This is a genomic window from Pandoraea sp. SD6-2 (assembly GCF_000389825.1).
Lineage (GTDB): Bacteria > Pseudomonadota > Gammaproteobacteria > Burkholderiales > Burkholderiaceae > Pandoraea > Pandoraea communis.
In genome coordinates, this window is record NZ_KB944454.1 from 781827 (window position 1) to 807660 (window position 25834).

Sequence of the window (25834 nt, forward strand, 5' to 3'; positions counted from 1 at the left end):
CAAAGAAGAGCGTCAGGCGGGGGCTTGCACCGGACGGCGTTTCGCATCGAGCGCATACCACACGGTCGCCAGCGCAGCGAGCGCCAGCAGCGGGAAGGTCGCCTGATTGATGGTGGCCCAGCCGAAGCGGGCAAGCAGTTGCCCTGCGAACAGACTGGCGAGGGCCGTGCCGGCGAAGGTGATGAATTCGTTCGCGGCCTGCGCACGCGCACGCTCCGACGGGCGATACGACAAGGTGAGCAACGTCGTGCCCCCCACGAACATGAAGTTCCAGCCCACGCCGAGGAACGCCAGCGCAGCGTAGAAGTACGGCAGACTCGTCGACATCAGCGCCAGCACACCGCAAAGTGCGCTCATCGCAATACCGGCCAGCAGCACGGGCACCACGCCCCAGCGCTTGACGAGGTGCCCCGCAAAGAACGACGGCGCATACATGCCCACCAGATGCCACTCGATGATGCGAGCCCCATCGTCGATGCTGTGTCCACAAGCCACCGCCGCAATCGGTGTCGCCGTCATCACGAACATCATCACCATGAAGCCGATCAGGTTATTGGCCAATGCCGCCATATAAATAGGCTGACGCATGATCTCGCCCAGCGGACGGGCCGGTAACGCCGCCACGTCGCCCGCGGCACCGCTCGCCGTGTGCACCGGCAAATTGCGCAGGAAGCCGACAAGCAGCAACAGCGAAATGCCGGAGAGCAGCGTGACCACCAGATACGATCCTGCGAACGTCACCGGCGCGAGCCAGTCCTTGCTGCCCGCCGCGAGCGCAGGTCCGATCACCGCCGCCAGCACGCCGCCCGTGAGTACGATGGAAATCGCACGCGGCTTGTCCTCGACGGGCACGACGTCCGCCGCCGCCAGCCGGTAATAACGCGCAAACGCCTGAAACACCCCGACGCACGCCGTGCCCGCACAGAACATCGCGAAGTGCCGCTCGTAGATCGCCATGACCGACACCAGCCCGCCCGCCGTGCCGAACAATGCCCCCAGCGTGAAGCCCGCCCGCTGGCCGAAACGCTGGATCAGCATCGACGCGAAGATCGTCGTAATGGCCGAGGCCACGGTAATCAGCGAGAACGGCAGCGTCGCATAGCCCTTGTCGGACGCCAGCATGTAGCCGACGAGTCCCGTCAAGGTGAGGTCGACGGACAACGCGGCCGTATACAGCGCCTGACACGCCGCCAGCACGGCGGCATATCGGCGGCCCATACGGCGCTGGCGTTCGGCGTGGCCGGGATCGGAGGGGGGCGCGGTGCGCCCGGCAATGGCATCGGTCATGAGTGTGATGTCGAACAAGTCGGGAAGTCGTCGGGAGCCCTAATCTTGCCGTCGGCCGGTTTGGCACGAATGCCAATCATGCATCAAAAAATGCCACTTCGCGCCATCAACGCCATGGACTGGCTGCCGTGAAGCCGACCGGGCACCTCGGCGTTGCAATGGACGCTCGCGTCGTCATTCGCGCCAATTCGGTGCGCACCAACTCTGCGCGTCGCCGCACCAACGTGCTTCGCCCATCCTTCGCCCATCAGCCGAAAGGCGGATGCCCGAGACGAACGCCGGCACATACGTCACGCGTCGTCCCAACCCCTCCCAACCCCGTTTCGCCGCCTTGTACACCAGATGAGGGTTCGACTTGTACACCAGTCGACGTCTCGCAGCGGCCTTTTTGTAAACCCTTCGAGAGCACCGAACCCCGTTGACGCCTCGCCGCTGGCACGACCTTTGCGTAAGTCACCCCATACCGGATCCACCGGTCTAACCAGGAAAGGGGAAGACGTACCATGAAACGACGCACGCTACTCCAGATGGCGGCCCTCTCGGGCGCCGTATCGCTTACCGGCATGGCGCCCAACTTGTTTGCGCAGAGCAAGCAGCCCATCAAGGTCGGCATCCTGCACTCCCTCTCGGGCACGATGGCCATCTCGGAAACGTCGCTCAAGGATGTCGCGCTCATGACCATCGCCGACATCAACGCCAAAGGCGGCGTGATGGGCCGTCCGCTCGAAGCCGTCGTCGTCGACCCGGCCTCGAACTGGCCGCTCTTCGCGGAAAAAGCCCGCCAATTGCTCACCACTGACAAGGTCGCCGCCGTGTTCGGCTGCTGGACGTCGGTGTCGCGCAAGTCGGTGTTGCCCGTCTTCGAAGAACTCAACGGCCTGCTCTTCTACCCCGTGCAGTACGAAGGTGAAGAGATGTCGAAGAACGTCTTCTACACGGGCGCCGCGCCGAACCAGCAAGCGATCCCTGCCGTGGAATACGTGATGAGCAAGGAAGGCGGCGGCGCCAAGCGCTTCTTCCTGCTGGGCACCGACTACGTCTACCCGCGCACGACGAACAAGATCCTGCGCGCCTTCCTGCATTCGAAGGGCGTCGCCGACAAGGACATTCAAGAGGTCTACACGCCGTTCGGCCACAGCGATTACCAGACCATCGTCGCCAACATCAAACAGTTCGCACAAGGCGGCAAGACCTCGGTCATCTCGACCATCAACGGCGACTCGAACGTGCCGTTCTACAAGGAACTCGGCAACCAGGGCCTGAAGGCCACCGACGTGCCGGTCGTGGCGTTCTCGGTAGGCGAAGAGGAACTGCGCGGCATCGATGCGAAGCCGCTCGTGGGACACCTCGCGGCCTGGAACTACTTCATGTCGGTGAAGAACCCGACCAACGACGCGTTCAAGAAGGAGTGGTTCTCCTACGTCAAGGCGAAGGGTCTGCCGGGCGGCGACAAGCGCGTCACGAACGATCCGATGGAAGCCACCTTTGTCGGCATGCATATGTGGAAACAGGCCGTCGAAAAGGCCGGCAGCGTCGATGTCGACAAAGTGCGCACCGCCATGATCGGCCAGACCTTCAAGTCGCCGGACGGCTTCGACATGGTGATGGACGGCAACCACCACCTGCACAAGCCGGTGATGATCGGCGAGATCCGCCCGGACGGTCAGTTCAACGTCGTGTGGAAGACCAAGTCGACGGTGCGCGCGCAGCCGTGGAGCCCGTACATCGCGGGTAATGAAGGCAAGCCCGACAAAGTCTGACCTTCCTTTCACTCCTTGCGCCGGCGCCGCGTGGACGGTCTCCGGCGCACGCAGAGGTTTTGATGATAACGATAAGACGCTGGACTGCTGCCGCCCTTGTCCTGATATCACTGGGCGCCGCGCTGAGCACGCCCTCCACGGCCCGGGCTGCCCAACCGGGCATCACCGACGCCGACCTCACCGCGCTCGCCGGCGACGACTTCGACGCCCGCGCGCAAGCCATCGATCATCTCGCGGCCGACGGTTCACCGCAGGCTGCCGCGCTGCTCAATGCATTGGCCGACGACTCGGCCGTGATCGTGGGCAATCGCCTCGCGATTCAGAACGGCGACAAGTACGTCGATCCGATCACCGGCGCCCCCGTCAAGGCAGACGACGCCGGATCGCTCACGCTCAACAACGTGCTGCGCGCCAAGGTCGCCACCGCCGCTGCGGCCGGCGCTCTGCTCTCAACGGATCACGACGCCCGCGCGCATGCCATCGACACGATGCTGCAAAATCCGTCGCCCGCGTTCAAGACACTCATCGAGCAAGCACGCCAGAAGGAAACCGACCCGGCGCTGCGCAAACGCCTCGATCAGCTCTGGGCGCAATCGGCGTTGCACGATACCGATCCCGCGAAGCGCCGCGAGGCCATCGAGTTGATCGCCACCGCAGGCGACCCGCAGATGCGCGATCTGCTGTTGCCCATCGTCGCCAAGCAAGCGGACGGCACTTACGCCGAACCCGACGCCAACGTGCGCAGCGCTGCCGACATCGCGCTCACGCAACTGGCCTCCGCGCAGCGCCGCAGCGAGTTCTTCGGCACTATATTCGCGGGCCTGTCGCTCGGCAGCGTGTTGCTGCTCGCCGCGCTGGGGCTGGCCATCACGTATGGCCTGATCGGCGTCATCAATATGGCGCACGGCGAATTTTTGATGATCGGGGCGTATGCCACCTACGTGGTGCAAACGCTCTTCCAGCGCTTTCTGCCCGGCGCGTTCGATTTCTATCTCGTTGCGGCCGTGCCCGCCGCGTTCTTCGTTGCGGCACTTCTCGGCCTCGCGCTGGAGCGCACCGTCATCAAGCATCTGTACGGACGGCCGCTCGAAACCCTGCTCACGACCTTCGGCATCAGCCTGCTGCTGATTCAGGGCGTGCGCACACTGTTCGGCGCGCAGAACGTCGAAGTGGTCAATCCGTCGTGGATGAGCGGCGGTATCGCGGTCTTGCCCAACCTGATGCTGCCGTACAACCGCATCGTGATTCTGATATTCGCGCTGGTGGTCGTGGCGCTCACATGGTCGGTGCTCAATCTCACGCGTCTCGGTCTGTTCATTCGCGCCGTGACGCAAAACCGCTCGATGGCCGCCTGCGTCGGTGTCAAGACGGGCCGTGTCGACAGCTACGCCTTCGCGTTCGGTGCGGGCATTGCCGGGCTGGGCGGATGTGCACTCTCGCAAATCGGCAACGTCGGGCCCGATCTCGGTCAGAGCTACATCATCGACTCGTTCATGGCCGTGGTGCTGGGCGGCGTGGGACAACTCGCGGGGACGATCGTCGGCGCGTTCGGTCTGGGCATCGCCAACAAGCTGCTCGAACCGATGTGGGGCGCCGTGCTCGCCAAGATCGCCGTGCTGATCCTGATCGTGCTGTTCATCCAGAAACGCCCGCAGGGCATGTTTGCGCTCAAAGGGCGCAGCGCGGAGGCCTGAATGCAGACGTCGAACTTTTTGCCTGAAGGCACCACACCTTCGATCTCGCTGGATGTGCCCTCGCGCGCCCGCCTCCTGCCGAAGCACGTTGCGCCCTTGCTGCTCGCGTTCGTGATCGCCGTGGCGATTCTGGTGCCGGTGTGCGCGCTGGTGCTGCCCGCCACGCATCCGTTGCATCTGTCGGCCTACGCCATGACGCTCGTCGGCAAGATCATGTGTTACGCGATTGCCGCGCTCGCGCTCGATCTGGTGTGGGGCTACTGCGGCATTCTCAGCCTCGGCCACGGTCTGTTCTTCGCGCTGGGCGGCTATGCGATGGGCATGTACCTGATGCGCGGCATCGGCCGCGATGGCGTGTATCACAGTGACCTGCCGGACTTCATGGTGTTTCTCGACTGGAAGTCGCTGCCCTGGTACTGGACCGGCACCGAACACTTCGCCTGGGCGATGTTTCTCGTCGTGGCGTTGCCCGGCGTGGTCGCATGGATCTTCGGCTATCTGGCCTTCCGTTCGCGCGTGAAGGGGGTGTATCTGTCGATCATTACGCAGGCGCTCACGTTCGCGGCCATGCTGCTCTTCTATCGCAACGAGACGGGCTTCGGCGGCAACAACGGCTTCACCGACTTCAAGCGCATTCTGGGCTACTCGATCACTTCGGCGAACACACGTACGGTGCTCTTTCTCGTGACGTTCGCGGTGCTGGTCGGGGCCTTCCTGCTGTGCCGTGCGCTGGTCGTGTCGAAGTTCGGCCGCGTGGTCACCGCCATTCGCGACGGCGAGTCGCGCGCCATGTTCCTCGGTTACCGGCCGCTGAGCTACAAGCTCTTCGTGTGGACGCTGTCCGCCATGCTGTGCGGTATCGCAGGCGCGCTCTACGTGCCGCAGGTCGGCATCATCAACCCGAGCGAGATGGCGCCGGTCAACTCGATCGAGATGGCGATCTGGGTGGCTATCGGCGGACGCGGCTCGCTCGTCGGCGCGATTGCCGGGGCGTTCCTCGTCAATGGCGCGAAGAGCTTCTTCACCGCGTACTTTGCCGAGTACTGGCTGTTCTTCCTCGGCGCGATGTTCGTGCTCGTGCCACTGCTGTTGCCGCAGGGCGTGATGGGGCTCGTCACACAATTCTCACGCAAACGCAATCGACACGCCCCCGCCGCCGCCGAGGGCGATGCGCCGCGCCCCGTTACCGGAGACCGCGCATGAACAATTACATGGCCGATATCAGTTGGCAACTCGCAGACGCGCCCGATGCCTCCGTCGCCGTGAACGTCAGCGGCGACACCACCGGCATGTCGCACTTCGTGGTGCCGGGCGAGATCGATACCTCGCACGGCCTCATCTTGTATGTGGAGAACATCTCCGTATCGTTCGACGGCTTTCGTGCCCTGAACGACCTGTCGCTGTCGATCAAGACCGACGAGCTGCGCTGCATCATCGGCCCGAACGGCGCGGGCAAGACGACCATGATGGACGTCATTACCGGCAAGACCCGCCCCGACGCCGGACGCGCGTACCTCGGTCAGACACTCGACCTCACGCGGCTCGACGAGCCTGCCATTGCGCAGGCTGGCGTTGGCCGCAAATTTCAGAAGCCGACGGTGTTCGAGCACCACAGCGTGTGGGAAAACCTCGAACTTGCCTGTGCGGGCGACAAGCGCTGGTTCCGCTCGCTGTGGGCCATGCTCACGCCGGCCATCCGTCATCGCATCGAAGAAGTGCTCGCACTCACGCATCTGGAACATCAGGCGCATGTGCGCGCAGGGCAGTTGTCGCACGGGCAGAAGCAGCGGCTGGAGATCGGCATGTTGCTCATGCAGCAGCCGCAACTTCTGCTGCTCGACGAACCCGCCGCCGGCATGACCGATGAAGAGACCGCGCAGCTCGCCGAGTTACTCAACCGCCTGCGCGGTCATTGCTCGATGATGGTGGTCGAGCACGACATGGCGTTCGTTGCCGCGCTCGCGGGCGAGACAGGTCTCGTCACCGTGATGGCCGAAGGGCGGGTGCTCGCCGAAGGCACGCTCGATGTCGTGCAGCGCGACGAACGCGTGATCGAATCGTATCTGGGACGCTGACCATGCTGGAAATTCACGCACTCAATCAGTACTACAGCGGCAGCCACATCCTGCGCAACGTGGAGTTCACCGTGCCCGACGCGCAACTCACCGTGCTGCTCGGGCGCAACGGCGTTGGCAAAACGACGCTGCTCAAATGCCTCATGGGCGTGGTGCCCGTGAAGTCCGGCAGTATCGCGTGGCGCGGCCATACGCTCACCTCCGCGCCACCGTATGCACGCGTGGCAAGCGGACTCGCCTACGTGCCGCAGGGGCGCGATATCTTCCCCCGGTTGAGCGTCGAAGAGAATCTGCTGATCGGTGCGGCGAGCCGCCCCGCTCGCGAGGCCAAACGCGGTGTGCCCGAACACATCTACGAACTCTTCCCGGTGCTACGCGACATGAAGCAGCGTCGTGGCGGCGATCTGTCCGGCGGGCAGCAGCAGCAACTCGCCATCGGCCGCGCCCTCATGAGCGATCCGCAATTGCTGATTCTCGACGAGCCGACCGAAGGCATTCAACCGTCCATCATCAAGGACATCGGCGCGACGTTGCGCCGGCTGGTCGACGAGCGCGGCATGACGGTGCTGCTTGTCGAACAGTATTACGACTTCGCGCTCGAACTCGCCGATCACTATCGCGTGATGAGTCGCGGCGCCATTGTGGCAAGCGGACTCGGCAAGGACATGGAGGCCGACGGCGTGCGGCACATGGTGGCGGTGTGACGCGCGCCCGGCGCGCTGTACTGCCGCACATGCCCGCCGCGTGCTAGATTCACGGCATCCACGGCCTACCCTCTTTCATGAATTCCCTGCACGCGTCCCCCACCGGCTGGCATGCCGAGCTGACACTGGGCTTCGCGCGACACGAGGCGCGCACGGTGCTCGCCACGCGTCGCCATCAAGGCCCGCTCGTCGTCCAGAAATCCCTTCATCCGGAAGGCCCGGGCATATGTCATGCCGTAGTCGTGCATCCGCCCGGCGGCATTGCGGGCGGCGACACGCTGTCCATCGACGTCGATGTCGGTGACAGCGCGCACGCGGTGCTCACCACACCCGGCGCGACCAAGTGGTACAAGTCGCCGGGCCGCTTCGGCACGCAGGAGGTCACCCTTACCGTGCACGATGGCGCGAAGCTCGATTGGCTGCCGCTCGAGAACATCGTGTTCGAGCAGGCCGACGCCCGCCAGCGCATCACCGTGCGGCTTGGCGACGGCGCGACCGTGATCGGTTGGGACGCCACCTTGCTCGGCCGTCAGGCCGCCGGGGAACAGTGGACGCAAGGCCGCTGGCGTTCGAACTTCGAACTGCGCGACGCGAAAGATCGCCTGCTGTGGGCCGAACAAGCCGTGCTCGGCGCCGGCGACGCGCAACGAACGGGCACCACCGGTCTCGCGGGATTCCCGGTCTTCGCCGCGCTGTGGGCGGTGAGCGACGCGTGCACGCGAGAGCTGGCCGAATCGCTCGCGCAATGTCTGCCGTTCAACGACGACCTGCGCGCAGGCGTCACGTGCTTGCCCGGCAATGTGCTCGTGCTGCGCGTGCTCGGTCACGACATGGAGACGGTGCGGCAGTTGCTGATCTCGCATTGGCTCAGGCTGCGCCCGTTGGTCCATGGCGTGCCCGCCGAACCGTTGCGCCTGTGGTCGACGTGATGGCGATGTCGCGCGCATCCACGCTACGCCGCGTGCACATCGATCGAATGCGATCCGCATAGGGCGGTATCTTTGCGCCATGTCCGAGGACACCTCCCAAAACGCCCCGGTATCTTCTGCGCTTACCCTGCACTCGGCAAGAATTCGATGCACGTCCGCCGGTTTCCGGCGCGCGCATCGCATCGTTCCGAAAAGGGGAGTGTCTCGTGAAATCGAGTTGCAGCACGTCGTCATCGGCTAGCGGAGTTAGCGCCGGCTCGTCCATCTCCTCTCTTGCGACCCATGCGGACGCCTTCAGAGGCCGGCCGTATCGCTTCGCGCAGGACTTCAGCACGACAAGACAGGTACCTCATTATCAAAGCGTGTTCGGCGTGACGACTGGCGCACACCCGCACGCCATCCAGACGCGCGCAACACCTGCGCCGTTCGGAGAGGCCGCCGGCGACAACGACATCCCCGAGGCCTTCGGCGACAACTTCGTCGATTGGGGACACGCTCCCGACCTTGGCCCGCCCCCGGTCGCCTCAACCGCGAAAGTCTTCCGTCTCGACGAAGCCATGCGCGAGCCGGTGCCGAACATCGTTAGTTACATCTGGGTCGGCGGGAACCGAATCAGCGGCGCGAATTACAACAATATGCTGCACGTGGCCCGGTTGAATCCGGACGCGACGCTGCTTCTCTATATCGACAGCGAGACGCGGGATATCGAGCTTGAAGCGCTCGCCACGCGCAGCGGTTTCGACGCCGGATGCGCGTTACGCCAATGTCCGAACGTAACACTGGTACGGGTGAGAGACAGTGCGTTTGGCAAGGCCTTTTCGATAGCGCACGGCGACACCTATGCCTTTTACGAGCGTTGCATGGCCGCCGGGAAATTCGCCATGGCCTCTGACACCCTGCGCTATCCAGCCGTGTACCGCACCGGCGGTGTGTACTTCGACGCCGACGACGAATTACTGACACCCATCGATTTCCAACGGCTGAATGCAGTCCCCGACGAGATCCTTCATCAGATGCCCTACTCCTTGTCACCCAAACACGGTGAGGGCATCTTCTTCCCCAGTTGCCCATTCGCGGCGCGCGCAGGAAACGAGTTGCTGCTTGAGGTCATCGACCGCTGCGGCGCCAATTACCAGCGCTATGTCCGAATGGAAAAGGGGCACTACAAGCCGCAATTCGCATTCGAGGATTCCATCCCGTACTACGAGATAAATCGCATGTGCGGCCCCGGCGTTTTGACCGACGTCTTGATCGAACACGATCCGAGGTCGGCGCAGCTTTACGAATTGCATGCGAACAAAGAGAAATCGTCCGGCCCGCTTCCGGCGGGAATCAAGCGTCACGTTCCGTTCGCCAACCATGACGTCACCGCATGCGCCTTCCGTTCGGGTTCCGATCACAGTTGGGATATGACGAAAGCCGTCTCCCCTTTCGAACATCTCGCCGTGGAAGAGCCCGAAGGATTACCGCAACCGAACGCCGACGGTGTACGGCTCGACGAGCGAGGCGACGGCTTCGTCCGAGCCGAAGGATTCACGTTCCGGGTCGCCCCGAGAGGCCCCGACAACGTTCGATGCGTCCTTACGCCCTACGGTCAGGTTTCGTCCGTGACAGTCAAACGCAGCGAAAGCGGTATCTGGAGTGCGCAGAACGCCACGCGTCCTCCCACCCCCTGACGCCTGAGCGCGCGCCGGCCGATCGTCGGCCGCACAAAATGATCGAATGCACCAATACAGGGAATGCTTGCGTACCCACTGCTGGATTGCACCAACAAGAGGCCCCCGCTTCGACTCGGCGTCCGCTCAGATCCCCGGCGCACGGCGCAGCAGCCACGCCCTGCCACAGTTATCTCAGCGTGACACCCTCGGGCACGATTCCTGCTACCTCACTGTATCGACCGGTCAGACCAGATGATCCGGCCGCCGGAACACTCCTGTTGCCGGAATACTTCGCCCCCGATACCCGAGGTTGCCGTCATGCTGCCGTTCACCCGTACCGCCGTCTCTCATGAAGCCGTTACCGCTACGCTCGGCGCGCGTGCCCGTGCCCGCCGCGCCTTCACCACGTTGATGCTCGCCGCCAGCGCGATCGCTGCCTTCACGGTGGCGATGCCGCGCGCCGCACACGCCGACGAACTTGACGACATCGTCAAGCGCGGCACCCTGCGCGTGGCCGTGCCGCAGGACTTCCCGCCGTTCGGCTCCATCGGCCCGGACATGAAACCGGCCGGCTATGACATCGACACGGCTGCCCTGCTCGCCAAGGGCATGGGCGTGAAGCTCGAACTGGTTCCCGTGACGAGCGCCAATCGCGTGCCCTACCTCACGACGAACAAAGCCGACCTCGTGATCTCCAGCCTCGGCAAGAACGCCGAGCGCGAGAAGGTCATCGACTTCTCGGAAGCGTACGCGCCGTTCTACAACGGCGTCTTCGGACCGAAGGATCTGGTGGTGACCAAGCCTGCCGACCTCTCGGGCAAGACCATCGGTGTGACGCGCGGCGCCGTCGAAGACCTTGAACTGTCGAAGATCGCGCCGGCCGACGTTACGATCAAACGCTTCGAAGACAACAACGGCACGATCTCGGCCTTCCTCTCGGGTCAGGTGCAACTGGTCGCCACGGGCAACGTCGTGGCCGCCGCGATTCTCGCCAAGCATCCGCCCAAGCTGCCGGAGCCGAAATTCCTGATCAAGAATTCGCCCTGCTTCGTCGGCCTGAACAAGAACCAGCCGCGACTGCTCGCCAAGGTCAACGACATCCTCACGGCGTCGAAGAAGGACGGCTCGCTCGGCAAGATCTCGCAGAAGTGGCTCGGCATGCCGCTGCCGGCCGACCTCTGATCTGCACGCGCTTTCCGGCCCGCCTCACCCCGAGACTCATCACCGGCTTCACATGCATTACGTCCTCGACTTTGCCGATCTGCGGCAATACCTGATGCTCTTCGTGCGCGGCGCCGCACTGACGGTTGCCCTCACGGCCGTGTCCACGGTCGTGGGCGTGGTCGTCGGTGCGCTGTGCGCCGTCACCCGCGAGGAAGGGCCAACGTGGCTCAAGGCCGTCGCGGGTGTGTACGTCGAACTGATCCGCAACACGCCGTTCATCGTGCAGCTCTTTTTCATCTTCTTCGGGCTGCCCAGCCTCGGCATTCATATCGACGAGACGACTGCCGCCATCGTCGCCATGAGCGTAAACCTCGGCGCGTACGCCACCGAGATCATTCGCGCGGGCATGCGTGCCGTGCCGCGCGGGCTATCCGAAGCCGGGTTGTCGCTCGCCATGACGCGCGGCCAGATCCTGCGTCACGTGATCCTGCCGCAGGCGTTCGCCAAGGTGTTTCCGGCGCTCGCCAGCCAGATCGTGATCGTGATGCTCGGTTCGGCTGTCGTCTCGCAAATCTCCGTACCCGATCTGTCGTACGCCGCCAACTTCGTGCAGTCGCGCACCTTCCGGGCGTTCGAGAGCTATCTGATCGTCACCGCGCTGTATCTCGTGCTCGCGATTGCGCTGCGCCGCGTATTGATGCGCTGCGCGCGCCGCCTCTTTCGCGGCACGGTCAAGGTCAGGGGAGGTGCACGATGACCGAGTTCTCCACGTGGGACATGTTGTACGGCCTGCTGCTGGCCGGACGCTGGACGCTCGCGCTCTCGGCCATCGCCTTCGTCTTCGGCGGGCTGGTGGCGTTGATGCTGCTCGTGGTGCGCGTCGGACGCGTGCAATGGGCGGCGAATGCCGTAGCGCTGTACATCGAAATCTTTCAGGGCACGCCGCTGCTCATGCAGCTGTTTCTGGTGTTCTTCGGCCTGCCGTTGCTCGGCCTGGACGTTTCGCCGTGGGTAGCCGCAGCCGTCTGCCTCACGCTCTACACAAGCGCCTACCTGACGGAAATCTGGCGCGGCTGCGTCGACGCGATTCCGCACGGTCAGTGGGAAGCGTCGTCGAGCCTCGCCATGCGCTACGGCGAGCAACTGCGTCACGTCATCCTGCCGCAGGCGCTGCGCATCGCCATCGCGCCCACGGTCGGCTTCTCGGTGCAGGTGGTCAAGAGCACGGCGCTCGCGTCGATCATCGGCTTCGACGAACTGACCAAGACCGGCACCATGCTGACCAATGCGACCTTCCAGCCATTCACCGTGTACGGCCTCGTCGCTCTGCTCTACTTCGCTGCCTGCTATCCGCTGTCGCTGTGGGCGCGTCATCTTGAAAGGAAACTCCATGTCGCTCATTGAAGTCAGGGGCATGCAAAAGCGCTTCGGCGAGAACCCGGTGCTCAAGGGCATCGACATGGACGTCGAGCGGGGTCAGGTGGTATCGATCATCGGCAAGAGCGGCTCGGGCAAGAGCACGTTGCTGCGCACGCTCAACGGCCTTGAGCGGTTCGACGCGGGCAGCGTCGCCGTCGACGGTGTGCACGTCGGCGCACGCGACACCGACCTGCGCGCCCTGCGCCTGAAGGTCGGCATGGTGTTCCAGCAGTACAACCTGTTTCCGCATCTGTCGGCCGGTGAGAACGTGATGCTCGCGCAGAAGGTCGTGAAAAAGACCTCAAGTGCCGACGCGCGCGAAGTCGCCCGCACCATGCTCGCCAAAGTGGGGCTGGCCGACAAGTTCGACAGCTACCCGTCGCAACTCTCGGGGGGGCAGCAGCAACGCGTGGCGATTGCGCGCTCGCTCGCCATGAACCCTGCGGTGCTGCTGTGTGACGAGATCACCTCGGCGCTCGATCCCGAACTGGTGGCCGAAGTGCTCAAGGTGCTCGAAGACCTCGCCGCCGAGGGCATGACGCTGATTCTCGTCACGCACGAGATGCGCTTCGCCCGTCACGTCTCGGATCGCGTGGTGTTCATGCATCAGGGCAAGATATGGGAGTCGGGCGAACCGGAGCAGCTCTTCACACAGCCGGCGACGCCGGAGTTGCAGCGGTTCATCTGTCAATGAGAACACCGAAGCATGACGCCGCCCGCGCCCGCGCGCCGCACAAATCTGGTGCGTACCGGCTCGACCGCAAAACCCAGTGGCGCAGACGTGAGCGCGCGCCTATGATGTGCGGCAGCGGCGTCATCCCACTGAACCCTTGGCATTGAAATTTCTTCGTCACGATGAAGCTCACTCCGCGCGAAAAAGACAAGCTGCTCATCTTCACCGCCGCCCTGCTCGCCGAACGCCGGCGTGCGCGCGGCCTGAAGCTCAACTATCCGGAGGCCGTGGCCTTCATCAGCGCCGCCCTCATGGAAGCCGCACGAGACGGACGCACCGTGGCCGATCTGATGCACTACGGCACCACGCTGCTCACGCGCGAGGACGTCATGGACGGCGTGCCCGAGATGATCCCGGACATTCAGGTCGAAGCCACCTTTCCGGATGGCACCAAGCTCGTCACCGTGCATCACCCGATTCCCTGAGATGCGCCAATGCGAGTCCCTGCCGGCACGCCCCTCGTTGCATTCGCACTCGTGTGCGATCCGGTGTCCGGTGTCGCTTCGTACCCCTTCGTACCCCTTCGTACCCCTTCGTACCCCTTCGTACCCCTTCGTACCCTGTTTCTCCGTCGTCGATAACAACATCCTAAGGACGTCTCATGTCAGTGGACCGCTCCCTCAATGCCCATGACGCCGGCGAAGTGTCCGCCACTTCGCTGAGCGCTTCCGCGCATTCCCCCCGTCACGCGCATCGCCACCTCGCGCGCGCGGCGACTGGCCTCGCTCTGCTTGCCGCGTCAGGCGTCGCGCTCGCGCACCCCGGTCATCCGGGGCACGACGCCGCGAGCAGCTTCGCCGCCGGCTTTCTGCATCCGCTGACCGGGGCAGATCACCTTTGCGCCATGATCGTTGTCGGCCTGTGGAGTTCGCTGACGTCCAAGCGCGTCTGGCTTGCCCCGGTCGCGTTCGTCGCCATGCTCGCCGCAGGCGGACTGCTCGGCATGTCGCACTGGTTCGCGCTGCCCGGTGTCGAGCCGATGATCGCCGTCTCGCTGCTCGTGCTCGGACTAATGCTCGCCACGCGTGCGAAGCTGCCGGGCTGGGCAGGGGCAGCCATCGTGGGCGCGTTCGCGATCTTCCACGGTTTCGCTCACGGCGCCGAACTGCCGGCTGAGGCGAGCGCAATGCACTACATGGCAGGCTTCCTGATCGCGACCGGCATGCTGCACGGCATCGGTATCGCGGCGGGCGTTGCGCTGCGCCGTCGCACGGCATGGGTACCGCGCTTGCTGGGAGCGGGCGTGCTGGCGTACGGCGTATCGCTGCTCGCCGCAGCGGCCTGAGTCGCAGTCACGCCTTTTCGGAGACGCTCATGATTCCCGGAGAACTGTTGCCCGCCTCGGGTGAGATCACGCTCAACGAAGGTCGCCCGACCCTCAGCGTGACCGTCGCCAACACTGGCGACCGCCCGATCCAGATCGGTTCACACTTCCACTTTTATGAAGTCAACGATGCGCTGCAATTCGACCGCGAAGCGGCGCGTGGCTTTCGTCTGAATATTGCCGCCGGCACGGCAGTGCGCTTCGAGCCGGGGCAGCAACGTACCGTCGAACTCGTCGCGTTGGCGGGAGATCGCCGCGTGTTCGGTTTCGCCGGTCGCGTCATGGGGGCGCTATGAAGATTTCACGCCGCGCTTATGCGGAAATGTTCGGTCCGACGACAGGTGACCGCCTGCGACTGGCGGACACCGAACTCATCATCGAGATCGAGCGCGATTACACGACCTACGGCGAAGAGGTGAAGTTCGGCGGCGGCAAGGTCATTCGCGACGGCATGGGTCAATCGCAGCGCACACGCGCCGATGTGGTCGACACCGTCATTACCAACGCCGTCATCATCGATCACTGGGGCATCGTCAAAGCCGACATCGGGCTCAAGGACGGCCGCATCTGGGGCATCGGCAAAGCCGGCAACCCGGATATCCAGCCCGGCGTGACCATTGCGCTGGGCGGTGCGACGGAAGTGATCGCTGGCGAGGGGATGATCGTCACGGCCGGCGGCATCGACTCGCACATCCACTTCATCTGCCCGCAGCAGATCGAGGAGGCACTCTCGTCCGGTGTGACCACGCTGCTCGGCGGCGGCACCGGCCCCGCCACCGGCACGAACGCCACCACCTGCACGCCCGGGCCGTGGCACATGGAACGCATGCTGCAAGCCGCCGACGGCTGGCCGATCAATCTCGGCTTTCTCGGCAAGGGCAATGTCAGCCAACCCGCCCCGTTGCTCGAACAGATCGAAGCCGGCGCCATCGGTCTGAAACTGCACGAGGACTGGGGCTCCACGCCCGCCGCCATCGACGCCTGCCTGTCGGTTGCCGACGCGACCGACACCCAGGTCGCGATTCACACCGACACGCTCAACGAAGGCGGCTTCGTCGAGGCGACCGTCGCGGCAATCAATGGCCGTACGATCCACACGTATCACACCGAAGGCGCCGGGGGCGGACACGCACCGGACATCCTGAAAGTGTGCGGCGAGCCCAATGTCCTGCCCTCGTCCACGAATCCGACGCGCCCGTACACCATCAACACGCTCGACGAGCATCTCGACATGTTGATGGTCTGTCATCACCTCGATCCGGCCATTGCGGAAGACATCGCCTTCGCCGAATCGCGCATCCGGCGCGAGACGATTGCCGCCGAGGACATCCTGCATGATCTGGGCGCGCTGTCGATGATCTCCTCGGACTCGCAGGCGATGGGGCGCGTGGGCGAAGTCGTCATGCGCACGTGGCAGACCGCCCACAAGATGAAGGTGCAGCGCGGTGCGCTGGGTACCGATACGGCGCAGGCCGATAACTTCCGCGTCAAACGTTACGTCGCGAAGTACACGATCAACCCCGCGATCACGCACGGCATGGCCCACGAAATCGGCTCGGTCGAAGTGGGCAAATGGGCCGATCTGGTGTTGTGGGAACCGGCATTCTTCGGCGTGAAGCCGACGCTGATTCTCAAGGGCGGCATGATTACGACGGCGCTCATGGGCGACCCGAACGCGTCGATCCCGACACCCCAGCCGGTGCACTACCGCGAGATGTTCGGCGCACGCGCCGGGGCGATGGCGCGCACGTGCCTCACGTTCGTGTCGCAGGCGGCGTACGATGGCGATGTGGCTGGCCGTTACGGGCTGACCAAGCGCATCGTGCCGGTGCGCAATATCCGGCAGGTGACCAAGGCCAACATGATCAACAACGACTGGTTGCCGCACATCAGCGTCGACCCCGAGACCTATCAGGTCATCGCGGATGGTCAGTTGCTGACGTGCGAGCCGGCGACCGTGCTGCCGATGGCGCAACGCTACTTCCTTTTCTGATCCATGCCGCAAGATTCCGAATCACCCGCCTCTGCGCAGAACGTGCCGTCGTCGACGCTGCGTCGTGCAGAGAAACGCCTGGAAGCCGGACGTATCGCTGCGCCGCTCGCGCGCCGTGCCCCGGCGCTCGTGTTGCCGTTCGACGCCCGCAGCAAGAGCCGTCTGCGCGCCACGCTGGAAACCGGCGAAGACGTCGCCCTGTTCCTGCCACGCGGCACCGTGTTGCGCGGCGGCGACGTGCTCGTGGCCGACGACGGTGGCCTCATTCGGGTGGAAGCCGCCGCCGAGACGGTGTTGCTCGTCACGGCGGCCACGGCGCTCGCGCTCGCCCGCGCGGCGTACCACCTGGGCAACCGGCATACCCCGGTGGAAGTCGGCGACGGCTATCTCAAGCTCGAATTCGATCCGGTGCTGCGCGACATGCTGCTGCGACTCGACGTGGACGTGGCCGAAGCCCTGATGCCGTTCGAGCCCGAAGCGGGCGCCTATGGCGGCGGACACAAGCACGGTCACGATGCGACTTTTGCCGAAGACTTTGCGATCGCTCAGCAGGTGTTCCACGAGCATCACGGACATTCGCACGATCACGACCACGAGCATGACCATAGTCATGGGCACTCGCATGCTCATTCGCACGGTGACGATCATGGTCACGTTCATGGCCCGGGGTGCAGTCACGATCACATGCCGGATCATGTACATGGCCCCGATTGCGGGCACGACCATTCCCATACGCCGGCCGGTAGTACTGCTGGCGGCGAGGCTTTCCCTGTGAGTCCGACCGATGACGGCAAGTCTGGCCAGCCCTCTCACTGAACCGGTTGCCACCGCGTCGCTGCAATCGCTCGCGGCGCTGCTTCATCTCGCCTCGCCGGCGCTGCCCATTGGCGCCTTCAGCTATTCACAGGGCCTTGAAGCCGCGGTCGAGCACGGCATCGTTCACGACGCCCCGAGTGCCGAGCGCTGGATCGCCAGTCAGCTCGATGGCGTTTTCACGACGGGAGAGATGGCACTGCTCGCCCGGCAGTGGCGTCACTGGCAAGCGAACGACATCGCGTCGCTCACCCGCGTAAACGACTGGCTGCTCGCCACGCGCGAGGCCGCCGAATTACGCGCGGAGACCGAGCAGATGGGCTGGTCGCTCACGCAACTCGCGCTCGCGCTCGAATGGGGCGAGCCTGCGCAGCGGGAGCACCTGGCCGCGCTGCGCCCGATGGCGTTGGCGACGGCGTTCGCCTTTGCGGCGTTGACCCATGGCGCCCCGCTGGCCGACACGCTGGTCGCTTACGCGTTCAGTTGGCTGGAGAACCAGGTGGCCGGTGCGCTCAAGGCGGTTCCGCTCGGACAACTCGCGGCGCAACGCGTGATTGTCGCGCTGCGCCCTCGCGTGGTCGAAGCGGCCCGCCGGGCAGCATCGCTGCCTGACGACGAGATCAATACGTTTTCTCCGGCGCTCGCCATTCTCGCGTCGCGTCACGAGACACAGTATTCGCGCCTGTTCCGTTCGTGAGACGCGATACGTCGCGTCTCCTTTTTGCTTTTTCGCCCTTTTCCCTGTTCACCTTTTCCCCGCCACCCACGACATTCGCCATGACGACTTCTGCCAACGCCCGTCGTACCAAGAAGAATCCGCCGCTGCGTGTCGGCATCGGAGGCCCGGTCGGCTCCGGTAAAACCACCCTGACCGAGATGCTCTGCAAAGCCATGCGCGAGCGCTACGATCTCGTCGTCATCACCAACGACATCTACACGAAGGAAGATCAGCGCCTGCTGACGGTGGCCGGTGCGCTTGAGCCCGAACGTATTCTTGGCGTCGAGACGGGCGGCTGCCCGCATACGGCCATCCGCGAAGACGCCTCGATCAATCTGGAAGCCGTCGAGCGCATGCTCGAACGCTTTCCCGACGCTGATGTAGTTTTCATCGAATCGGGCGGCGACAACCTCGCCGCCACATTCAGCCCGGAGCTGTCGGATCTCACGATCTACGTCATCGATGTCGCGGGTGGCGAGAAGATTCCACGCAAGGGGGGGCCGGGCATCACCAAGTCGGACCTCCTCGTTATCAACAAGACCGATCTCGCCCCCTACGTCGGCGCGTCGCTCGACGTCATGCGCTCGGATACGCAAAAGATGCGCGGCATGCGCCCTTTCGTCATGGGGAACATGAAGGAAGGCAAAGGCCTTCAGGAGATCATCAGTTTTATCGAGGCGCGGGGAATGCTGGCTTGAAGTGGTGTGCGACGCCGCCGGGTCGCCCGCCTTTCCGAAGCGCGCATCAGATTACCGTTGCGCGACCGAAAACCCGTGCTCGCGCAGCAGTTGCAGCACGCCATGCGGACCACCGAGGTGGAGTGTGCCGATAGCGACGAAGACCGGCTTGCCCGAGTCTGCCAGGAACAGCATGCGCGCCAGAAAACGCCGGTTGCGCGAGTACAGAATGCGCTCGTCGATGGCGTCGGCCAGCGCCACGTTGCGGCGCACTTGCGCAGACTTGCCCTGCGACCAGTCGAATACCAGTTCGGCATCTCCCGCGCGCCACAGGCGATGCAACTCCTCCACCTGTGCCGTCGCCGTCTTGGGCGTGAGCACCAGTTCCTGCGCCAGCAGCTCGTTCTGCTGGGCTGCCGTCAGCCCGGTGAAGGCGTCCATTTGTTCCGCAAGCGACTCGAGGCCGACGATACGCCCGCGATAGATGTTCTCCAACTGGTTCTCGGTGCCGTACTCCGTTTGCAGGTCGGCCCCCATCGAATCCAATGTCTCGACGAGCAGCGCCGCCAGCCACGGACGCATATGACGAATCTCGGCAAGCATCGCCGGATTGTTTTTCAGGCGGTCGCGCAACTTACGCCATAACGGCGCCGGAATCATCTTCGGCAAACAGGCGCGCGAGCACATGCCGTACTTCTGGACATCGTCCTGCGACATCGTCAGATCGTCGGGCGACAGCTCGAACGCCACCACCGCCGACACGCGCAACGCATCGACCACCACTTTGCGGAACGGATAGTCGTCGGGCTTGCCGACGTGCAGGGTGCCCATCACGTAGATGGTCATGTCGCCCTTGCGGGCTTCGTAGAACGGGAGATTGGCGCCCGGCGGCGCCTCGCCGGGCTCGGGCACCACCAGCGGCAGCGTGCGCGGCGTCATGGCCACCGGCGTCACGCTCGACGCGGCGTCCAACGTGACGGCGAGCGTCATCAGCAGGCAGCCGAGCAGCCAACCGGTCAATGCAACGCCCCGGCGCACCTGCGTCGCGCGTGGTGGTCCACCCAATCTCGTTATCCCTCAATGTCTTCAACCCGATGGCACGCCACCAGACGTCCTTCGAGCTTGCGCAATTGCGGCACTTCCCCGCGGCAACGGTCGATGGCATACGGACAGCGCGGCGCAAACGCACACCCCGGCGGCGGCCGCAACGGCGATGGCAGCTCGCCGATCAGCGGAATCTTCACGCGCCGCTCGGACGGCTTGATCGCCGGCGTCGCCGACATCAGTGCCTTGGTGTACGGATGCAGCGGCTTGCCGAACACGGCGGCCTTGGGACCGTGTTCGACCGCGCGGCCAAGGTACATCACCATGACGTCGTCGGCCACATGCTCGACCACCGCGAGATTATGCGACACGAACACGTAACTCGTCGCGTATCGGTCCTGCAAATCCATGAAAAGATTCAGGATCTGTGCCTGAATTGAGACATCCAGGGCCGAAACGGGCTCGTCGGCCACCACAATGGCCGGCGACATGATCATCGCCCGGGCAATCGCCACCCGCTGCCGCTGCCCCCCCGAGAACATGTGCGGATATCGCGCCACATGCTCCGGGCGCAGCCCGACCGTGCGCATCATCTCGGCAATCTTCTCGCCCCGCTCCGCACGGCTGAGCGAGGTATTGATAGCCAATGGCTCGTCGAGCGCCTGCCCCACGGTCTTACGAGGATTGAGCGAGGCGTATGGGTTCTGGAACACCATCTGAATGCGCGTGCGCAGCGGCGCCAGCGCTCCCGCCGACGCCCCCGTAGTCTCGATCGCATCGATGGCGAGGCTGCCGGACGTCGGGGGTTCGATCAACGTCAACACCCGGGCCAGCGTCGATTTGCCGCACCCCGATTCGCCAACCACCGCCAACGTGCGGCCCGCAGCCAGCGTGAACGACACGCCATTCAATGCCTTGACGGTGGCCTGTGCGCGCATCAATCCGCGGTTCACCGTGTAGAAGCGCGTCAGCTCCTGCGCGGCCAACACCAACGGGCCGCCGTCGCGGCCGCTGCCGCTGTCGTTGGGCACAGGTCCCTCGGGAGCCCCCGGAGGCGTCGCGAAAACGGTCTCACTCATTGCGCCCCTCCTGTCGTCTGTGCGCCTGCCGCCACATGCGGCAGCGGCTTGAAGCACCGCACCAGCGGCGAACCGATGGCCTGCGGCCCGGTATAGGGCTCGAGCGCGGGCGGCACGGTGCGGCAATGGTCGTCGGCGTACGGACAACGCGGCGAGAGCAGACAGCCCACGGGACGGTCGTCCCGGCCCGGCACCACCCCCGGCAGCGTGCGCAGACGGCGCACGCCCCGGTTGTGCTCGGGAATGGCCGAAAGCAAGGCTTCCGTGTACGGATGATGCGGCGCGTCGAACAGCGCCGGCACCTGCTGGACTTCGATCACCTGCCCCGCATACATGACAGCCACCCGGTGCGCGACCTCCGCCACCACGGCAAGGTCGTGCGAAATCAGCACCAGCGCCATGCCGTAATCCTTCTGCAATTGCAGCAGCAGGGCCATGATCTGCGCCTGAATCGTGACGTCGAGCGCGGTCGTCGGCTCGTCGGCAATCAGCAGCTTCGGACGGCAGGCAATCGCCATGGCGATCATCACGCGCTGGTTCATCCCGCCGGACAGTTGATGCGGATAGGCGCCGAGCCGGTTGGCCGCATCGGGAATCTCGACCTGCTCCAGCAGTTCGACGATGCGATCCTTCAACGCCTTGCCGCGCAGTCCCATGTGACGGCGCAGCACTTCGCCGATCTGGTAGCCGACGGTGTAGCTCGGATTCAGACTCGTGAGCGCGTCCTGAAAGATCATCGACACGTCGCGCCCGACGATGCTTCGCCGCTCGCGCGCCGACGCACCCAGCAAGTCGCGTCCGTCAAAGCGCACTTCGTCGGCACGCACACGGCCGGGCGCATCGATGAGTCCCATGAGCGCGAGCATCGTCACGCTCTTGCCCGAGCCGGATTCGCCGACCACGCCGAGAATCTCGCCCTGGCCGACGTTCAGGTCGATGGCGTCGACGGCACGCGCGCCGTCGAAGTCGACCGATAGGTTTCGAATGGAGAGCAGACTCATGCGATTCGCTTCAGTTTGGGGTCGAGTGCATCGCGCAGGCCGTCGCCGACCAGATTGATCGCGAGCACCGAAATGACGATCGCAAGTCCCGGCAGCGTGACAATCCACCAGGCACTTTCCATATAGTCGCGGGCTGACGCGAGCATCGAGCCCCACTCCGCGAGCGGCGGTTGCACGCCCAGGCCGAGAAAGCCGAGCGCCGCCGCATCGAGAATGGCCACCGAGAAGCTCAGCGTGGCCTGCACGATGAGCGGCGCCGAACAGTTCGGCAGCACCGTCGAGAACATCAGCCGCAGCGTGCCCGCACCGGCCATGCGCGAAGCCACGACATACTCGCGCTGCAGCTCGCCGATGGCCGCCGCACGCGTCAGACGCACGTAGGCAGGTAACGTCACGATGGCAATGGCGATGGTGGTGTTGGCGAGCCCCGGACCGATCACGGCCACGACGGCCACGGCCAGCAGCAGCGACGGCAGCGCCATCATCATGTCCATCAAGCGCATGATCGGCGTATCGAGCCAACGCGGGAAAAACGCCGCGAGCAAACCGAGCAGGATGCCCGGAATCAGCGAAAGCACCACCGACGACAAGCCGATCCAGAACGACAACCGCGCACCGAAAATCAGGCGCGAAAGAATGTCGCGCCCGGCCTCGTCCGTCCCGAGCAGGAACCGGGCGTTGCCGCCTTCGAACCATGCCGGCGGAACCTTCACGAAATCGCGGTATTGCTCGATGGGACTGTGCGGCGCGATCAGCGGCGCAAAAATTGCCGCCGCGAACATCAGCAACAGCACGATGGCCGCAGCCGTCGCGCCACGGTTAGCGGTAAAGCTGCGCAGAAACTCCCGGACCAGATGCGCGCGAGGCGTGGCCGTCACGGCGGCGGGAGGCGGCAGCGTAGCAGGCATGTCACTCATCGTTGACCTCCCTCAGTGCCGAATGCGCGGGTTGACGACGCCATAAAGCACGTCGACCAGCAGGTTGACCAGAATCACGCCCGTCGCGATGAGCAGAATGCCGCCCTGCACCACCGGATAGTCGCGTCGCAGAATGGCATCGATCAGCCATTTGCCGATGCCGGGCCACGAGAACACGTTCTCGGTGAGCACCGCGCCGGCGAGCAAGGTACCGACTTGCAGACCGATCACGGTAATGACGGGAATCAGCGCGTTGCGCAGCGCATGCACCACGATCACACGCCACGGCGAGAGCCCCTTCGCGCGTGCCGTGCGGATGTAGTCCTCGCGAAGCACTTCGAGCATGGCCGAGCGCGTCATGCGGGCGATCACCGCGAGCGGCACAGTGCCGAGCACGATCGTCGGCAGAATCAGATGGCTCACTGCCGAGCCGAAGGCGCCTTCGTCTCCTGAGAGCAATGTGTCGATCAGCATGAAGCCGGTGACGCTGGGCACGTCGTACTCCACGCCGATGCGCCCGGACACCGGCGTCCATTGCAGATCGACGGAGAACAGCATGATGAGCAGCAGGCCCCACCAGAAGATCGGCATGGAGTAGCCCGTGAGCGCCGCGCCCATTGTGGTGTGGTCAAGCATCTTGCCGCGCCTGAGCGAAGCGGCGACACCCGCGGGCAAACCGATCACAAGCGCGAAGATCATCGCGCACAGGGCCAGTTCCAGCGTGGCGGGGAAGCGGGAGAAGAACTCGTGAAGCACACCTTCATTGGTGACGATGGAGCGCCCGAGGTCGCCCTGCGCCGCGTGCTTCAGATAGACGAAATATTGCGTGGTGAGCGGCTGGTCGAGGCCGAGCCGTTTCATTGCTTCCGCGTGCATCACGGGGTCGAGGTTGCGCTCGCCCACGAGGACTTCGATCGGATCGCCAGGAATCAGGTGTATGAGCGCGAACGCCAGGATAGTGATGCCGATGAAAGTCGGGATCACCATGCCCAGTCGTCTCAGGACGAATCTCAGCATAGGAGGGTTCCGTGGGGGCTTCGCGCACCGCCCGCCCCCGGCGCAGGGACGGATGGCGCAGTGCCGCGTTAATCAGTGATAGACGATCTTTTGTCTTGGTGCGGCAGGCAGAGCCGGGCGCGGCGGCCGGGTCTGCCTGCTTGATGCCTATGGGTTGCCGTGCTGCTGGACTCGATCAGTCCAGCGACACACCGGCGAAGCTGTTGCGGCTGAACGGGCTGAGCTTGAAGCCCTTCACGTTCGTGGCCATCGGCTTGTACTGCGTGGAGTGCGCGATGGGCGAGAACGGCAGTTGCTGCGCAAAGATCTCCTGCGCTTGCGTGTAGAGCTTCGTACGCGTTGCAACGTCCGTGGTCTGACGTGCCTGCTTGATGAGGTCGTCGAACGGCTTGTAGCACCACTTCGAGAAGTTGTTGCCGTTCATCGAGTCGCAGCCGAGCAGCACGCCGAGCCAGTTGTCCGGATCGCCATTGTCGCCGGTCCAGCCGATGAGCAGTGCGTCGTGTTCGCCCGCCTTGGCACGCTTGATGTACTCGCCCCATTCGTACGTGACGATGTTGGCCTTCACGCCGATCTTCGCCCAGTCGGCCTGAATCATTTCAGCCATAAGCTTGCCGTTCGGATTGTACGGACGTTGCACCGGCATTGCCCACAGCGTGATCTCGATATTCTTCACGCCGGCCTTGTCGAGCAGTGCGCGTGCCTTCTCGGGATCGTAGCTGGCCGACTTGATGTTCTTGTCGTAGGACCATTGCGTCGGCGGCATCGGCGCGCCGTTCGACAACTGTCCGGCCGAGCCGTAGACGGACTGAAGAATCGCCTTCTTGTTGATCGCCATGTCGAGTGCCTGACGCACCTCCACGCGATCGAGCGGCTTCTTCTGCACGTTGTACGCCACGTAGCCGAGGTTGAAGCCCACCTGATCGGGCATCTTCAGCTTCGAGGCCTTGCCTTGTGCCGAGATATCGGCCTTGAGCGCATCGACGTCAGCCGGACGCGGGTAAGTCGCCACCTGACATTCGTTGCGCTTGAGCTTCTGGATACGGACGTTCGCGTCGGTCGTGATCGCGAAGATCAGCTTGCCGACCTTCGGCGGCAGATTCGCATTCCAGTAAGCCTTGTTGCCATCCATGCGCAGCGTGGCGTCCTTCGTGTAGCTGCGGAAGATGAACGGGCCGGTGCCGACCGGCTTGAGCGCGATGTCGCGGGGGTTGTTCGCCGCGAGCAGCTTGTCCGCGTATTCCTTCGAGAGGATCGACGCGAACGACATCGCCAGATTCTGAATGAACGGCGCGTCGACCTTCTTCAGCACGAAACGCACGGTGTACGGGTCGACGATCTCGATGTGGTCGATGTCCGCCTGAAGCCCCATGTCGACGAAATACGGAAACTCGGCCGGATAGGCCTTGCGGAACGACATCTCCCGATCGCCCATGCGATCGAAAGTGAACTTCACGTCCTCGGCATTGAAGTCGCGCGTGGGCGTGAAGTATTCGGTGGTGTGGAACTTGACGCCGCGGCGCAGATGGAACGTGTAGACCTTGTTGTCCGGCGAGATGTCCCATTTCTCCGCGAGCGACGGCATCACACCGGTTTCTCCCGGTACGAAGGCGATGAGGCGGTTATAGATCGCGTCGGCGGGATCGAAGTCGGTGCCGGTGGTGAGTTGCCCCGGATCGAAACCGGCGGGGCTGCCCTCGGAGCAATACACGAGGGTTTTGTTCGGGAGCTCGACTGCCGCAGCGGGCGGGATCACAGCCGCACCGGCAAGCAAGGTCGCAGCCAAAAGCAAACGCAGGGTGTGAGTCTGTTTCATAGGCTCCTCGGG

Annotated in this window: 25 protein-coding genes; 18 read left to right on the plus strand and 7 right to left on the minus strand. The window is 64.2% G+C overall.

Translation table 11 applies throughout. The features are described 5' to 3' along the window. Positions 1-12: 12 nt before the first annotated feature. A complete protein-coding gene (locus C266_RS19940) occupies positions 13-1305 on the minus strand; it encodes an MFS transporter (RefSeq protein ID WP_010805539.1) in 1293 nt (430 codons plus the stop codon). 545 nt (positions 1306-1850) lie between these two features. Here C266_RS19940 and urtA point away from each other — a divergent pair. The 18 genes from urtA (at position 1851) to ureG (ending at position 18969) form a co-directional block, all read left to right on the plus strand. Next, entirely contained in the window at positions 1851-3047 is a 1197-nt protein-coding gene (gene urtA, locus C266_RS19945; RefSeq protein WP_370855812.1) for an urea ABC transporter substrate-binding protein, read from the plus strand. Positions 3048-3109: 62 nt separating this feature from the next. After that, positions 3110-4741, plus strand: coding sequence for an urea ABC transporter permease subunit UrtB (urtB, locus tag C266_RS19950; RefSeq protein WP_010805541.1), 1632 nt, complete (start codon positions 3110-3112; stop codon positions 4739-4741). Next, positions 4742-5944 carry an urea ABC transporter permease subunit UrtC gene (gene urtC / locus C266_RS19955; protein ID WP_010805542.1) on the plus strand — a complete coding sequence of 401 codons (1203 nt, stop codon included), beginning with the start codon at positions 4742-4744 and terminating at the stop codon, positions 5942-5944. An 8-nt stretch (positions 5945-5952) separates the two neighbouring features. Further along, positions 5953-6816 (plus strand): urea ABC transporter ATP-binding protein UrtD, encoded by an 864-nt coding sequence (urtD, locus tag C266_RS19960; protein ID WP_036663885.1) that lies wholly within the window; start codon positions 5953-5955, stop codon positions 6814-6816. 2 nt (positions 6817-6818) lie between these two features. Continuing rightward, the gene (urtE, locus tag C266_RS19965; RefSeq protein WP_010805544.1) at positions 6819-7520 is read left to right on the plus strand and encodes an urea ABC transporter ATP-binding subunit UrtE; all 702 of its coding nucleotides are present in this window, start codon (positions 6819-6821) and stop codon (positions 7518-7520) included. Between the two features lie 77 nt (positions 7521-7597). Next, entirely contained in the window at positions 7598-8449 is an 852-nt protein-coding gene (locus C266_RS19970) for an urease accessory protein UreD (RefSeq protein WP_010805545.1), read from the plus strand. A 557-nt stretch (positions 8450-9006) separates the two neighbouring features. Further along, on the plus strand, positions 9007-10125 hold the full coding sequence (locus C266_RS19975; protein WP_144265875.1) for a glycosyltransferase: 1119 nt from the start codon (positions 9007-9009) through the stop codon (positions 10123-10125). Between the two features lie 393 nt (positions 10126-10518). Continuing rightward, positions 10519-11289 (plus strand): transporter substrate-binding domain-containing protein, encoded by a 771-nt coding sequence (locus C266_RS19980; RefSeq protein ID WP_036663892.1) that lies wholly within the window; start codon positions 10519-10521, stop codon positions 11287-11289. A gap of 52 nt (positions 11290-11341) precedes the next feature. Beyond that, positions 11342-12028 (plus strand): amino acid ABC transporter permease, encoded by a 687-nt coding sequence (locus tag C266_RS19985; RefSeq protein ID WP_010805548.1) that lies wholly within the window; start codon positions 11342-11344, stop codon positions 12026-12028. Then, positions 12025-12675, plus strand: coding sequence for an amino acid ABC transporter permease (locus tag C266_RS19990; protein WP_010805549.1), 651 nt, complete (start codon positions 12025-12027; stop codon positions 12673-12675). The genes C266_RS19985 and C266_RS19990 overlap by 4 nt, the downstream gene beginning before the upstream one ends. After that, complete coding sequence (locus tag C266_RS19995) at positions 12662-13384, plus strand: amino acid ABC transporter ATP-binding protein (RefSeq protein WP_010805550.1); 723 nt, start codon at positions 12662-12664, stop codon at positions 13382-13384. The genes C266_RS19990 and C266_RS19995 overlap by 14 nt, the downstream gene beginning before the upstream one ends. A gap of 161 nt (positions 13385-13545) precedes the next feature. Further along, positions 13546-13848: an urease subunit gamma gene (locus C266_RS20000; protein ID WP_010805551.1), complete on the plus strand. Its 303-nt coding sequence runs from the start codon at positions 13546-13548 to the stop codon at positions 13846-13848. A gap of 176 nt (positions 13849-14024) precedes the next feature. Next, on the plus strand, positions 14025-14708 hold the full coding sequence (locus C266_RS20005; protein WP_010805552.1) for a HupE/UreJ family protein: 684 nt from the start codon (positions 14025-14027) through the stop codon (positions 14706-14708). Positions 14709-14737: 29 nt separating this feature from the next. After that, positions 14738-15043, plus strand: coding sequence for an urease subunit beta (locus tag C266_RS20010; protein WP_010805553.1), 306 nt, complete (start codon positions 14738-14740; stop codon positions 15041-15043). Beyond that, a complete protein-coding gene (gene ureC, locus C266_RS20015; RefSeq protein ID WP_010805554.1) occupies positions 15040-16740 on the plus strand; it encodes an urease subunit alpha in 1701 nt (566 codons plus the stop codon). The genes C266_RS20010 and ureC overlap by 4 nt, the downstream gene beginning before the upstream one ends. Positions 16741-16797: 57 nt before the next feature. Further along, positions 16798-17556, plus strand: a complete 759-nt coding sequence (gene ureE / locus C266_RS20020) for an urease accessory protein UreE (RefSeq protein WP_081636368.1) — start codon at positions 16798-16800, stop codon at positions 17554-17556. Further along, complete coding sequence (locus tag C266_RS20025; RefSeq protein ID WP_010805556.1) at positions 17525-18250, plus strand: urease accessory protein UreF; 726 nt, start codon at positions 17525-17527, stop codon at positions 18248-18250. Before ureE ends, C266_RS20025 begins: the two co-directional genes overlap by 32 nt. 80 nt (positions 18251-18330) lie before the next feature. After that, positions 18331-18969: an urease accessory protein UreG gene (gene ureG / locus C266_RS20030; protein WP_010805557.1), complete on the plus strand. Its 639-nt coding sequence runs from the start codon at positions 18331-18333 to the stop codon at positions 18967-18969. 51 nt (positions 18970-19020) lie between these two features. On the opposite strand, the gene C266_RS20035 is transcribed toward ureG, so the two are convergent. From C266_RS20035 to C266_RS20060, 6 genes are all read right to left on the minus strand, one after another. Further along, complete coding sequence (locus tag C266_RS20035) at positions 19021-20013, minus strand: TraB/GumN family protein (RefSeq protein WP_010805558.1); 993 nt, start codon at positions 20011-20013, stop codon at positions 19021-19023. Between the two features lie 5 nt (positions 20014-20018). After that, positions 20019-21071 (minus strand): peptide ABC transporter ATP-binding protein, encoded by a 1053-nt coding sequence (locus C266_RS20040; protein ID WP_010805559.1) that lies wholly within the window; start codon positions 21069-21071, stop codon positions 20019-20021. After that, positions 21068-22072, minus strand: coding sequence for an ABC transporter ATP-binding protein (locus C266_RS20045; RefSeq protein ID WP_010805560.1), 1005 nt, complete (start codon positions 22070-22072; stop codon positions 21068-21070). Before C266_RS20045 ends, C266_RS20040 begins: the two co-directional genes overlap by 4 nt. Beyond that, positions 22069-22989: an ABC transporter permease subunit gene (locus C266_RS20050; protein ID WP_010805561.1), complete on the minus strand. Its 921-nt coding sequence runs from the start codon at positions 22987-22989 to the stop codon at positions 22069-22071. The genes C266_RS20045 and C266_RS20050 overlap by 4 nt, the downstream gene beginning before the upstream one ends. 12 nt (positions 22990-23001) lie before the next feature. Next, entirely contained in the window at positions 23002-24006 is a 1005-nt protein-coding gene (locus C266_RS20055; protein ID WP_010805562.1) for an ABC transporter permease subunit, read from the minus strand. A 175-nt stretch (positions 24007-24181) separates the two neighbouring features. Further along, positions 24182-25822 carry an ABC transporter substrate-binding protein gene (locus C266_RS20060; protein ID WP_010805563.1) on the minus strand — a complete coding sequence of 547 codons (1641 nt, stop codon included), beginning with the start codon at positions 25820-25822 and terminating at the stop codon, positions 24182-24184. Between the last annotated feature and the right edge of the window lie 12 nt (positions 25823-25834).